The sequence below is a fragment of the Aquibium sp. ELW1220 genome (assembly GCF_030398385.1).
Lineage (GTDB): Bacteria > Pseudomonadota > Alphaproteobacteria > Rhizobiales > Rhizobiaceae > Aquibium.
The window spans coordinates 1-12852 of the sequence record NZ_JAOAOQ010000025.1 but is presented as its reverse complement, the minus strand read 5'-3'; the positions used below and the strand labels follow the sequence as shown (position 1 = coordinate 12852).

The following is a 12852-nucleotide window of genomic DNA, read 5'->3' as shown; positions in this document are numbered from 1 at the left end:
GCCATCCGGTTTTGAACTGCGGCGGAAATTGGGCTAGACCTCTGCCTTCGCCCCATCCGGGCGCCCCGGCGTGCCTTTCGCCCCACCTCGATGCGAGGTCCTTTTCCCCGCCCGGATACCAGGATCCGTTGCGTCAGCGCGCGGCTCGAAAAAAGAAGAAGGAGGCAGCGATGTCCGACCTTTCAGTCACCGATTCCACATCCGAGGAGCACGGCCTCGAAGCGGGCCAGGACAATGTCCAGCTTCTCGGCCTCGACATCCACAACCCAGTCTTCCCCATCTCGGCCGGCACCATCATTCTCTTCGTCGTCGTCGCTCTCGTCTTCGGGGAGCAGGCAGCGTCCGTGCTCGGCGGCCTGCGCGACTGGCTCACCTCCACCTTCGACTGGCTCTTCATGCTGTCGGCCAATCTGTTCGTGCTGTTCTGCCTCGTCCTGGTCGTCTCGCCGCTGGGCAAGGTCCGCCTCGGCGGCCCCGATGCGCGGGCGGACTATTCCTATGCCGGCTGGTTCGCGATGCTGTTCGCCGCCGGCATGGGCATCGGGCTGATGTTCTTCGGCGTGCTCGAACCGATGTACCACTTCAACAATCCGCCGCTCGGCATCGCGCCGCCGGTGGTCGACGGGGTGATCCAGCCCGACCGGGTCGCCGCGGCGCGGGAAGCCGGCATGGCCGCCACCATCTATCACTGGGGCCTGCACCCCTGGGCCATCTACGCGGTGGTCGCTCTGTCGCTGGCGCTCGCCACCTACAACAAGGGCCTGCCACTTTCCATGCGATCGGCCTTCTATCCGATCTTCGGGGAGCGTATCCGTGGATGGACCGGCCATGTCATCGACACGATGGCCGTCTTCGCCACGCTGTTCGGCCTCGCCACCTCGCTCGGCTTCGGCGCGTCCCAGGCGCTCGCCGGCCTCAACGATCTCTACGGCATTCCCGACACCGACTTCGCCAAGGTGATCCTGATCGCCGCCATCACCGGCATCGCGCTGGTTTCGGTGGTGGCCGGGCTCGACGCGGGGGTGAAGCGCCTGTCGGAGCTCAACATGGTTCTGGCCGTGCTTCTGCTGGCCTTCGTGATCGTGCTCGGCCCGACGCTGGCCATCCTGTCCGGCTTCTTCACCAATACCTGGAACTACGTCACCGCGCTGCCCGAACTCTCCAACTGGATCGGCCGGGAGGACGACGCCTTCCTGCACGGCTGGACGACCTTCTACTGGGCCTGGTGGATATCCTGGTCGCCTTTCGTCGGCATGTTCATCGCCCGCGTCTCGCGCGGCCGCACCGTGCGCGAATTCATCACCTGCGTGCTGCTCATTCCCACGCTCGTCTCCATCCTGTGGATGACCACCTTCGGCGGCACGGCGCTCGACCAGTATCTCGTCGGCGGCTATGCCGGCGTGCAGCAGACCGTGATCGACTACGTTCCGGAACTGTCGCTCTACCGCATGCTCGAACCGCTGCCGCTGGCCGGTCTCACGTCCCTCATCGGCATCGTCCTCGTCATCGTCTTCTTCGTCACCTCGTCGGATTCCGGTTCGCTGGTCATCGACACCATCACGGCAGGTGGAAAGGTCGATGCGCCGGTGGCGCAACGCGTCTTCTGGGCCTGTTTCGAGGGGCTGGTGGCCATCGTCCTGTTGCTGGGCGGCGGTCTCGCCGCCTTGCAGGCCAGCGCCATCGCGACGGGCTTCCCCTTCGCGCTTCTCCTGCTCCTGATGATGTATGCCACCTTCGTCGGACTGCGGTCGGAGCCGCGCGGCACGGCCGAGGCGGCCTGATCGCCCGGGAGGCGTTGGTCCACCGGATTGACGCCTCCGCCGCATTTCCAAGTCGCGGGCGAGGCCATATGCTCCGCCCATGACGCCCGAGACCGCCGCGCCGCAGCGCTATGCCATCGCCGGACTGATCGCCATGGCGGCGGCCATGGGCATCGGCCGCTTCGTCTATACGCCGATCCTGCCCGGCATGATGGAGGGGCTCTCCATGAGCGTCTCCGACGCCGGGCTGATCGCCTCGGCCAACTATCTCGGCTATCTCGTCGGCGCGCTTCTGGCGGCGGGCGGCTGGGCGCATGGCATGGACCGCCGCCTCATGCTGGCGGGGCTCGCCGTGAACTGTCTGCTGCTGGCCTGGATGGGCCTTGCCGACACGCTCCCGGTGTTCCTCGTCCTGCGCTTCCTCGCAGGCGTGGCCAGCGCCTTCGTCATGATCTTCATGAGCTCAATCGTCTTCTCGCGGCTCGCCCTGACGGGCCGTTCCGATCTGCAGGCGCTGCATTTCGGCGGTGTCGGGGGCGGAATCGCGATTTCGGCGCTTCTCACCGGCGGCCTCTATCTGGCCGATGCCGGCTGGCGCGCCGGCTGGCTCGGCGCCGCCGTCATCTCGCTCGTCGCCTTCTCGGTGGTCTACCTGCTCGCCACCGGCGGCCCGGCCCCGGCCGGCGGCGGCGCGGCCGCGACGCGCGAGCCGGGCCTGCCGAGAAGCGGCGCGCTGACGCGCCTCATCCTCGCCTACGGCTTCTTCGGCGCCGGCTACATCGTCACGGCCACCTTCCTCGTGGCGATCGTGCGCCAGGGCGGCGAGGGTCCCCTGTTCGAATCGACGGTGTGGCTGGTCACCGGGCTTGCCGGCGCGCCGTCGGTCTGGCTCTGGGGCAAGGTCGTCCGCCGCATCGGCCTCACGGCCACCTTTGCCGTCGGCTGCCTCGTCGAGGCGGCGGGCGTGCTGGCGAGCGTCGCGATTTCCGGACCCTCGGGTCCCGTCATCGGCGGCATCCTGCTCGGCGGAACCTTCATCGCCATCACCGCCTACGGGCTCCAGGCCGCGCGGCAGCTCGCCGCCGCCGCACCGCGCCGGGTCTTCGCCCTCATGACGGCCTCCTTCGGGACCGGCCAGATCGTCGGCCCGATCCTCGCCGGCTACGGCGCCGTCTGGAGCGGCAGCTTCGCCGCGCCCTCGGCCGGCGCCGCACTCGCGCTCGCCGCCGCCGCGGCCATCGCCTGGACGGGCCGGCGGGCGCCGCGCTGAACGCCTGGACGGCCGGTATCCCCACCAAACTGTAACTTGCGCGATACGGAAAGACGGTTATCGATGGATGGCCATCGTTTGCGCGGGCGATCGCGCGAAATGGTCCGACAGACGCCCCGCCGCCTTTCCATCCGAGGTTCCCCGCCGTGTTCGTTTCCTTCTTCCCGAAGCCGAAGCTGTTCTTCCTGTCCGCCCTTGGATGGAGCGTGGTCCTCGTCCTGTTGTGGTTTTCCGTCGGCGAGCGGCTGGGCGAATGGCTGGGCGTCGCCCAGCCCCTGCCCGACGCGCCGCCGATCATCAGCCCCGCGCGGTTCCTGCAGCCGCATTTCCTATGGTTCTACGGCTACTTCGCCCTGGGCATCCTGGCCTTCTACAGTTTCTGGCGCACGGTCGCGCCGCATCCCTGGGAGCGCTGGTCGATCCTCGGCTCCGGCCTGATCGTCATCGTCACCCACTTCAACGTCCAGGTGACGGTCGCCCTCAACGAATGGCGCGGCGTCTTCTACGACATGGTGCAGCGCGCGCTCGGCACGCCCGGTTCGGTCTCGACCGCCGATCTCTATCTCGGCGTGGTCCAGTTCCTGACGCTGGCGCTCGTCGGCATCACGGTTGCGGTGCTGAACGTCTTCTTCATCCGCCACTACATCTTCCGCTGGCGCACCGCGATGAACGACTATTTCGTCGCGAACTGGGGCCGGCTGCGCAGCATCGAAGGCGCCTCGCAGCGCGTTCAGGAAGACACGATGCGTTTTTCCTCGACGGTCCAGGGGCTGGGGGAGCGCTTCATCGACGCGGTGATGACGCTGATTGCCTTCCTGCCGATCCTCTACGCGCTCTCGGCCAACGTCACCCATCTGCCCTTCGTCGGCCAGATTCCGGCGCCGCTCATGACCGCGGCGATCGTCTGGTCGCTGTTCGGAACCCTCCTGCTGGCCATCGTCGGCATCAAGCTGCCGGGCCTGGAGTTCCGCAACCAGCGGGTCGAGGCCGCCTTCCGCAAGGAACTTGTCTATGGCGAGGACGACCCGGACCGCGCCCGGCCCATCACCCTGTCGGAGCTGTTCGCCAACGTCCGCAAGAACTACTTCACCCTCTATGCGCACTACGTCTATTTCGACGTCGCCCGCTATCTCTATCTCCAGTCGGATGCGGTCTTCGCCACTTTCATCATGGTGCCCACCGTCGCCGCCGGCACCATCACGCTCGGCGTCTTCCAGCAGACCGTCTCGGCCTTCACCCAGGTCACCAACTCGTTCCAGTATCTGGTCAGCTCCTGGCCGACGATCGTCGAGCTTCTGTCGGTCTACAAGCGCCTGCGCGCCTTCGAGGCCGTGCTGGAAGGCCAGCCGCTGCCGGAGATCGACCGCCGCTACATGCAGCGCGAGCAGGCCGGCGTCCCGCCGCAGGAGCAGCCGGCGGCGTGATCCGCCGGCGGTCGGCAGCCTTCAGCCGTCGGCGGCCGCGCCGAGCCGCCGGTGGAGGTCGTCGTAGCTGATGCAGTCGACGTCGGGCAGGACGCAGACCTCCTCCGCGAAGCGCTCCAGCGCGCGCCAGTAGGCGCCGCCGTTCATCAGCGTGAAATGGTAGCCGATCTGCAGCGGCAGGCGCCGGCCGTCGTGCTGCTCGTCGAAGGCCGCCTTGAAGGCCCGGTAGGCACGCTCCGCGAACCGGCCGTCGCGGTCCTCCGTCTCCTCGGCATTCGAATGCCGGGCAAACAGATTGTAGTCCATGGCGATGACCGGCCGCGCGGCGGGCCCCTCCGGCACCATCGGCAGCGAAAAGCGGCGCAGGCCGTTGCGCATCGCGGGCTTTGCAGGTCCCTTCGAGACGCCGCTCGCGTCATACGCCATGTCTGCGTCCGCCAGCGCCTCGAACAACGCCTCGCTCGTCGACAGGTAGGGCGCGCGGAAGCCGCCTATGTCGCTCTCGGCGAAGCGCCGCCAGCCCTCGGGCTCGCCGTCGATGCCGTTGATCGCATAGGCGTCGCGCACGATGCGGGTGAAGGCCGCGAGCTCGCTCGCCCAGTCCGATGCCGACCAGTCCTTGCCGTCGAAGTGGCCGCAGCCGTGGCTGGCGATCTCGTGGCCCTCCTGCCGCGCGCTCCAGATCTCGCCCAGCCGCTCGGCCACCTCCGCCTTCGACCCGCCGAAGCCGACGTTCGAGCGCCCGGCCCGATGCGCCGGCCCCTGGTAGAGACCCCGGTGCTCGGGCGCCAGAAGGTAGACGCAGGACAGGAAATAGGTGAACCGCGCGCCGGTCCGCTCCGCCAGGGTCCGGCTGCGTTTCCATTGCGGCACGTGCTGCGCGCCGTCGAAGGAAATCACCACGACCTGGCGCGGCTCCGCCATGTCGGCCGCCATCGCCGTCGTGGCGAGGAGCGGGAGGGAAGCGAGGAGACTGCGGAGGCGAAGCATGCGGACGGGCGACTCGATGGCTGGGGGAGGAGACGCAGAGGTCGCCCGCAAATGTGGCGAGCATGGGATGCCCGGCGAATTGCAGTTCCAAACCCGGGGCGGGCGGGATAGGTTCCCGTCCAGGCACCTTGGGGGCACCGATGGTCGTACTCGTTCTTGGACTGATCCTGTTTCTCGGCATCCACTCCGTCCGCATCGTCGTGCCCGGCTGGCGCGACGCCAGGGCGGCCTCGATGGGCAATGGCTGGCGGGGTCTCTATTCGATCGTCTCGGCCGTCGGCCTCGTCCTCATCGTCTGGGGCTATTCGCTGGCCTGGCCGGAAAGCCCCGTCCTCTACGACCCGCCGGTCTGGACCAGGCACCTCGCAGCTCTGCTGATGCTCTTCGCCCTGATCGCGCTCGCCGTCAGCCAGCTGCCCGGTGGCAAGCTGAAGAAGATGCTGAAGCACCCCATGCTGCTTTCTGTGAAGATCTGGGCCTTCGCCCATCTCCTGGCCAATGGCGAACTCGCCTCGGTCCTGCTGTTCGGCGGTTTCCTGGCCTGGGCTGTGGTCGACCGCATCTCGCTCAAGCGGCGCGGCGACATGGGGCCGGCGGTCGCCGGGCCGGTGCTGTGGGACGTCGCTGCGGTGGCGCTCGGCGTCGTCCTCTACGTGCTCCTCGTCTCCGGCCTGCATCTGTGGCTCTTCGGCGCCGATCCGCTGGCGCGCGGATGACGGCCTATTTTGCCGTCTGGCCTTCCATAAGCCCTATTTTCGGATAAAAGGCGCAGGCATGGGAGCCCCGTCCGCCGGATGGGCCACACAATGACGGTACTGGAATAGATGTCGGACGACAGTTTCATCCGCGAGGTCAACGAGGAGATGCGCCAGGATCAGGCGCGGGCGCTCTGGGACCGTTTCGGACCCATCGCCATCGGGCTGGCCGTCGCCGTCGTCCTCGCCACGGCTGCCTGGGTCGGCTGGGAGTACTGGACCACCAACCGGGCGAACGCTTCGGGCGATCGGTATTCGCAGGCCCTCGTTCTCGCCGGCCAGGACAAGCCGGACGAGGCGCTCGCCGCGCTCGAGGCGCTGCAGGCCGATGGATACGGCGCCTATCCGGTGCTTGCCCGCATGCGTGCCGCGACCGTGCTTGACGCCAAGGGCGACAAGGCTGCCGCAGTCGCCGCGTTCGATGCGGTCGCCGCCGACAATGGCGTCGACGCGCCGGTCCGAGACATGGCCCGCCTGCGCGCCGGCCTCATCCTGGTCGACAGCGGCTCCTATGCCGACGTGTCGTCGCGCGTCGAGGCGCTGGCGGCCGACACCAACCCGCTGCGCCACTCGGCGCGCGAGGCGCTGGGCCTCGCGGCCTGGAAGGAAGGCCGCGGCGCCGATGCGCTGACGCTCTTCGAGCAGATCTCCGCCGACGAACTCGCGCCGCGCAACCTGCGCGAACGCGCCACCCTCATGTCCGAACTGATCCGCGGTTCGGGCGATGCGTCGTAGCGAGAGCCGATGACCTTCAAGATCGCGATCGTCGGCCGGCCCAATGTCGGCAAGTCCACGCTTTTCAACCGCCTCGCCGGTAAGAAGCTCGCGCTGGTCGACGACACGCCGGGCGTCACGCGTGATCGCCGCATGCATGACGCCAAGCTCTACGACCTGCGCTTCGAGGTCATCGACACCGCCGGTTTCGAGGAAGCCGCAGCCGCTTCGCTCGAAGGCCGCATGCGCGCCCAGACCGAGCTTGCGGTCGCCGAGGCCGACCTGATCCTGTTCATGATCGACGCCAAGGCCGGGCTCACGCCAAACGACCGCGCCTTTGCCGACATCGTGCGCCGCGCAAGCAAGCCCGTCGTCGTCGTCGCCAACAAGGCCGAGGCGCGCGGCGCCCAGGGCGGCATGCTCGAAAGCTGGGAACTCGGCCTCGGCGAGCCGATCCCGATTTCGTCCGAGCACGGCCAGGGCATGCCCGACCTGCGTGAGGCGATCATCGCCGCGCTCGGCGAGGAACGCGTCTTCCCGCCCGAGGAGGAAGAAGAGCCCGAGGCCTTCGTCCCGGAAGTCCTGGTCGGCGAGGACATCGCCGATCCCGATGCCGAGGAGGTTCCCTCCTACGATCCCACCAAGCCGCTGCGCATCGCCGTCATCGGCCGCCCGAATGCCGGCAAGTCGACGCTGATCAATGCGCTCGTCGGCGAGGAGCGCCTGCTCACGGGGCCGGAGGCCGGCATCACCCGCGACTCCATCTCCGTCGACTGGGAGTGGCGCGGCCGGCGGATGAAGCTCTTCGACACGGCCGGCATGCGCCGCAAGTCGCGTGTGCAGGAGAAGCTCGAGCGGCTTTCGGTGGCCGACGGCATTCGCGCCATCCGCTTCGCCGAGGTCGTCATCATCGTCCTCGACGCCACCATCCCCTTCGAGAAGCAGGACCTGCAGCTCGCCGATCTCGTCATCCGCGAGGGCAGGGCGGCGGTCATCGCCTTCAACAAATGGGACCTGATCGACAATCCGCAGGAACTGCTGGCCGAACTGCGCGAGAAGACCGACCGCCTCCTGCCGCAGGTGCGCGGCATCCGCGCCGTCACCGTCTCGGCCGAAACCGGGCGCGGCCTCGACCGGCTGATGGAGGCGGTGGCTTCCACCCACGAGGTCTGGAACCGCCGCATTTCCACCGGCAAGCTCAACCGCTGGCTCGAGGGCGTGCTCGCCCATCATCCGCCGCCCGCGGTCGCCGGCCGGCGCCTCAAGATCAAGTATCTCACCCAGGTCAAGGCGCGCCCGCCGGGCTTCGTCATCTCCTGTTCGCGCCCGGACGCCATGCCGCAATCCTACATCCGCTACCTGACGAACGGGCTGCGCGAGAGCTTCGAGATGCCCGGCGTGCCGATCCGCATCATGCTGCGCGCACCCGAGAATCCCTATGCGGGCAAGGCCAGGCACGCACGCTGAACGCGCGTCGATACGGCCGTGGACAACTGTGAGCTGGCCACATTGCCGCCGTTAACCGTCCTTCAAGGTTAATGCCGCATTGTCGCTCTCTGTGTCGTTCGAGTGGCGTCCTGGAGAGTAACCCGGTGAAACCAGTTTTCGAGTCGCGGCGAGGCATTGCCCCGCCCCGCAAGTCCTCCCTCGTGTCCATCGTCGTCGTCGGTGCCGGATTCCTGTTCGGCTTCCCGTCCGCCGTCGCCTACCAGGACATGGCGAGCTACGTCGCCGGCACCGAGGCGCCCGCCGTCCGCTGGGGCGCGGTGCTGGAGAAGTCGGTCGCCGGTTCGGTTCATGCCGCCGAGATGCGTTTCGTCGATTCCACGGTCACCGGCTCGGTCTCCGGCGCGGGAATGACCGCACCGGGCGTCGGCGCCGTCGCCTTCCGGTCCAAGAACGGCTCGGTCGCCGACACGCCGGACGAAGACCGCGTCAATCGCAGCGAAAAGCGCGGCCGCGTCGTCAACGTCGCGCCCGTCGCGCCGCCGAAATCCTTCAACGCCGGCTCCGTCTTCAAGCGCACCTCGATGCTCGTCCATCCGACGATCGGCGGCGAGGAAGTCGTCATGGCCTTCGATCGGCCGAAGATCCTCGGCCAGGAGATCGACATCGCCGCCGCCTTCCACCCGCGCGTCGGCCGCAAGCCCGACCCGGCGGTCCCGGCCATGCTGGCCAGCCTCGTCACCAACGACAGGCCCGACATCCTCGCCACGGCCTACGCGCCGGCCACGCCCGACTATGCCGAACTGTCGCCCTTCGCCACCCTGCTCAAGGGCGAGGTGGATCCGAACGAAGGCCGGTTCATCCCGCCGATGGGCGAGGGCGATCATGCCTGGATGAAGAAGCCGCTGCCGCCCGAGGTCTTCTCCGAGGCCGAGCAGAAGTGCCTGACGGCCGGCGTCTATTTCGAGGCGCGCGGCGAGAACCTGAAGGGCCAGGCTGCGGTGGCGCAGGTCATCCTCAACCGCGTCCGCAATCCGGCCTACCCCGACACCATCTGCGGCGTCGTCTACCAGAACGACCACTGGCGCAACCGCTGCCAGTTCTCCTTCGCCTGCGACGGCATCCGCGACCGCGTGGCGAGCCAGTCGCACTGGGCGATGGCCCGCGATGTCGGCATGGCGGTGACCGCCGGCAAGATCTTCATCCCCGAGGTCGGCTCGTCGACCCACTACCACGCCACCTACGTCCATCCGCGCTGGGCGGGGACCATGGAGAAGATGAAGAAGATCGGCCTCCACGTCTTCTACCGCACCCATGGCGGCGGCTGGAACTGAGGCGCGAAAGCGGCCGCAGGGGCGGGGATTCGCCGCACATCCTGGGGAGAAGCGGGCGGACGTTCTGTCGCACTCGGCTAACCCATTGAATCTCATAATGAAAGCACATGCCAAAAGGGGGCGTTCATCGGCTTGACTGCCCGAACGCCCCTCACTATGGTGCGCCCGACTTTGAAGCGGGCAGTCCGTGCAGGATTGACCGGGCAGGAGGTTGGATCGCCATGTCGAAGAGGCCAGGCGAGACCGGCGGTAGCAGGCCCGGGCAGGACGACGACGGAAATGCCCGACCGGACGATCTCGATCGCAGGCGCAGGGAACTCGACGCGGCCTTGACGGCCCGCCGCCCGGTCGTCAGCGACAGGGGGCCGTCAGGGTCCGGTGGCATGGCCGGCGTCGGCAATGCGCTGCGTCTGTCCAGCGAGTTCATCGCGGGCATCGTGGTGGGCGCGGCGCTGGGCTTCGCGATCGACTATTTTGCGGGAACCTCGCCCTTCGGGCTCGTGGTGTTCCTGCTGCTCGGATTTGCCGCCGGCGTGGTCAACGCACTGCGGTCGGCCGGCATGATGGCGGAATTCGGAACCCGGAAGCCCGATGGGGACGACGGGAATTCCGGCAAGAACTGAACGGCGCTTCGGCGTCAGAGGCAAGGCGGAGTAATCGGTGGCAAACGATCCTATCCACCAGTTCCAGATCCAGAATTGGGTGCCGATCGAGATCGGCGGCCTCGATTTCTCGTTCACCAACTCCTCGGCCTTCATGGTCGCGTCGGCGGTGGGCGCGGGTGCCTTCCTGTTCCTGTCGACCGCCAACCGCGGCCTGGTGCCGAGCCGCATGCAGTCGATCGCGGAGATTTCCTACGAATTCGTCGCCAACATGCTGCGCGACGCCGCCGGCTCGCATGGCATGAAGTTCTTCCCCTTCGTCTTCTCGCTCTTCATGTTCGTGCTTTTTGCCAATCTGCTCGGCATGTTCCCCTACTTCTTCACGGTGACGAGCCACATCATCGTCACCTTCGCGCTGGCGCTCCTCGTCATCGGCACGGTGCTCGGCTACGGCTTCATGAAGCACGGCCTCGGTTTCCTGAAGCTCTTCGTGCCGAGCGGCGTGCCCGGATTGCTGGTGCCGCTGATCGTCGTGATCGAGGTCGTCTCGTTCCTCTCGCGCCCGATCAGCCTCTCGGTCCGTCTCTTCGCCAACATGCTGGCCGGCCACATCACGCTCAAGGTCTTCGCCGGCTTCATCGTCTCGATGAGCTCGATGGGCGCGCTCGGCATCGCCGGGTCGATCCTGCCGCTCTTCATGACCGTGGCGTTGACCGGTCTCGAATTTCTCGTCGCGTTCCTGCAGGCCTACGTCTTCGCGGTGCTGACCTGCATGTACCTCAACGACGCGCTCCACCCGGGCGGACACTGAGTTCCGGCGGCTCTGCCGCCGCGGCAACAACGACCCTCTTCAAGGCTTCAAAAAGGAGATCTTTCATGGAAGTAGAAGCAGCAAAGGCGATCGGCGCCGGCATCGCCTGCCTCGGCATGGCGGGCACCGCGCTCGGCCTCGGCAACATCTTCGGCAGCTACCTGTCGGGTGCGCTCCGCAACCCGTCGGCGGCCGACAGCCAGTTCGGCCGTCTCGTGTTCGGCTTCGCCGTGACGGAAGCGCTCGGCATCTTCTCCCTTCTCATCGCGCTGCTGCTGCTCTTCACGTAAGATCTGGCGTCTCGCACGAGCAGGATCGTCCGGCCGCGACAGTCGCGGCCGGCTGGATTTGACAGGACGCGATGATGTTTGTTTCTACGGCATTTGCCCAGGATGCCCCGGCCGGACAGGCGGGGGGCGCGGTCGTCGAAGGCACCACCGAGGTGGCCCATGACGGCCATGCCAAGGCACCCTTTCCGCCCTTCGAGACCCATACCTTCCCTTCCCAGATCCTCTGGCTGGCGATCACGTTCGGTCTGTTCTATGTTTTCCTGAAGCGCGTCGCTCTGCCGCGCCTCGCAGGTATCCTGGAAGTGCGGCGCGACCGCATTGCCGGCGATCTCGACCAGGCCGCACGCCTCAAGCAGGAGGCGGACGAGGCAATCGCCGCCTACGAGCAGGGACTGGCGGATGCGCGCAAGAAGGCCGGTCTGATCGGCCAGAAGGCGCGCGATGCGGCGAAGGCTGAAGCCGATGCCGAGCGCAAGCGGATCGAGGCCGAGCTCGACGTCAGGCTCGCGACCGCCGAGGCGCGCATCTCCGAGATCAAGGCTTCGGCCATGCAGGATGTCGGGGCGATCGCCGAGGAGACCGCGGGCGCCATCGTTCAGGCCCTGATCGGCGATTCTGTCGCCCAGGGCGATGTTTCGGCCGCCGTGCGCGCGGCTTCGGAATAGGAGAGCGGGTATGGACGCCACATTCTGGGCACTCGTCGGCCTCGTCATCTTCCTCGCCCTCATGGTCTACGTGAAGGTGCCGGGGATGATCACCCGGTCGCTCGACGATCGGGCGGGCAAGATCCGCGACGAACTCGAGCAGGCGCGCCGGCTGCGCGAGGAAGCCCAGCAGCTTCTCGCGGAGTACCAGCGCAAGCGCAAGGAAGCCGAAAAGGAGGCGGCGGACATCGTCGAATCCGCCAGGCACGAGGCCGACATGCTGGTCCGCGAGGCCAAGCAGAAGACCGAGGAATACGTCGCCCGCCGCACCGCGCTTGCCGAACAGAAGATCGGCCAGGCCGAGCGCGACGCGGTCAACGAGGTCCGTTCCAACGCTGTCGACATCGCCGTCGCCGCGGCCCGCAAGCTGCTCGCCGACAAGGTCGACGCGACCGTCGCCGAAAAGCTCTTCAAATCCTCCGTCCAGGACGTCAAGACCAGGCTCAACTGAGCCTCCCCCGACCCGCCCACGAAAAATGCCGCCTCCGGGCGGCATTTGTCGTTTCGGCCGAACCCGACCGCCACCCCGCACGACCGCCGCCCGGGGTTCTCGCGCGCCGGAAATACGGGGACAGTTTACTTAATTCGGATCCGGAACGCCTGTAGACTGCGTCGATACCTGCCTAATTAAGTAATACCCCGTCTACCCGATAACCCGAAATTCGTCGGGTCGGACGATGTGAAAGTTGTCGTTGACGGTGTCCCGGAAGGATTTCCACTTCTCGGGGAGCGTCGACTTGAAGAAGCGCATG

Annotated in this window: 13 protein-coding genes; 12 read left to right on the top strand and 1 reads right to left on the bottom strand. The window is 67.3% G+C overall.

Going from position 1 to position 12852, the window contains the following annotated elements; all coding sequences use genetic code 11:
- Positions 1-170: 170 nt before the first annotated feature.
- The 3 genes from N1F91_RS20125 to sbmA all read left to right on the top strand — a co-directional run bounded on the left by N1F91_RS20125 (position 171) and on the right by sbmA (position 4454).
- A complete protein-coding gene (locus N1F91_RS20125) occupies positions 171-1781 on the top strand; it encodes a BCCT family transporter (RefSeq protein ID WP_289994932.1) in 1611 nt (536 codons plus the stop codon).
- A 79-nt stretch (positions 1782-1860) separates the two neighbouring features.
- The gene (locus tag N1F91_RS20120) at positions 1861-3030 is read left to right on the top strand and encodes a YbfB/YjiJ family MFS transporter (RefSeq protein WP_289994931.1); all 1170 of its coding nucleotides are present in this window, start codon (positions 1861-1863) and stop codon (positions 3028-3030) included.
- 146 nt (positions 3031-3176) lie between these two features.
- Positions 3177-4454, top strand: coding sequence for a peptide antibiotic transporter SbmA (gene sbmA, locus N1F91_RS20115; protein ID WP_289994928.1), 1278 nt, complete (start codon positions 3177-3179; stop codon positions 4452-4454).
- Positions 4455-4475: 21 nt separating this feature from the next.
- On the opposite strand, the gene N1F91_RS20110 is transcribed toward sbmA, so the two are convergent.
- Positions 4476-5444, bottom strand: a complete 969-nt coding sequence (locus N1F91_RS20110; protein WP_289994927.1) for a polysaccharide deacetylase — start codon at positions 5442-5444, stop codon at positions 4476-4478.
- A gap of 140 nt (positions 5445-5584) precedes the next feature.
- Between N1F91_RS20110 and N1F91_RS20105 the strand changes: the two genes are divergently transcribed.
- The 9 genes from N1F91_RS20105 to N1F91_RS20065 all read left to right on the top strand — a co-directional run bounded on the left by N1F91_RS20105 (position 5585) and on the right by N1F91_RS20065 (position 12551).
- Positions 5585-6160, top strand: a complete 576-nt coding sequence (locus N1F91_RS20105; protein ID WP_289994926.1) for an NnrU family protein — start codon at positions 5585-5587, stop codon at positions 6158-6160.
- A gap of 108 nt (positions 6161-6268) precedes the next feature.
- Positions 6269-6934, top strand: a complete 666-nt coding sequence (locus N1F91_RS20100) for a tetratricopeptide repeat protein (RefSeq protein ID WP_289994925.1) — start codon at positions 6269-6271, stop codon at positions 6932-6934.
- 9 nt (positions 6935-6943) lie between these two features.
- Positions 6944-8380 (top strand): ribosome biogenesis GTPase Der, encoded by a 1437-nt coding sequence (der, locus tag N1F91_RS20095; RefSeq protein ID WP_289994924.1) that lies wholly within the window; start codon positions 6944-6946, stop codon positions 8378-8380.
- 125 nt (positions 8381-8505) lie between these two features.
- A complete protein-coding gene (locus tag N1F91_RS20090) occupies positions 8506-9693 on the top strand; it encodes a cell wall hydrolase (protein WP_289994923.1) in 1188 nt (395 codons plus the stop codon).
- Positions 9694-9914: 221 nt separating this feature from the next.
- Entirely contained in the window at positions 9915-10316 is a 402-nt protein-coding gene (locus N1F91_RS20085; RefSeq protein WP_289994922.1) for an AtpZ/AtpI family protein, read from the top strand.
- Between the two features lie 37 nt (positions 10317-10353).
- The gene (locus N1F91_RS20080; protein ID WP_289994921.1) at positions 10354-11106 is read left to right on the top strand and encodes a F0F1 ATP synthase subunit A; all 753 of its coding nucleotides are present in this window, start codon (positions 10354-10356) and stop codon (positions 11104-11106) included.
- Between the two features lie 65 nt (positions 11107-11171).
- Entirely contained in the window at positions 11172-11396 is a 225-nt protein-coding gene (locus tag N1F91_RS20075) for a F0F1 ATP synthase subunit C (protein ID WP_126701177.1), read from the top strand.
- A 74-nt stretch (positions 11397-11470) separates the two neighbouring features.
- Positions 11471-12061 (top strand): F0F1 ATP synthase subunit B, encoded by a 591-nt coding sequence (locus tag N1F91_RS20070; protein WP_289995016.1) that lies wholly within the window; start codon positions 11471-11473, stop codon positions 12059-12061.
- A 10-nt stretch (positions 12062-12071) separates the two neighbouring features.
- Positions 12072-12551: a F0F1 ATP synthase subunit B gene (locus N1F91_RS20065; RefSeq protein ID WP_289994918.1), complete on the top strand. Its 480-nt coding sequence runs from the start codon at positions 12072-12074 to the stop codon at positions 12549-12551.
- The last annotated feature ends 301 nt before the right edge of the window (positions 12552-12852 follow it).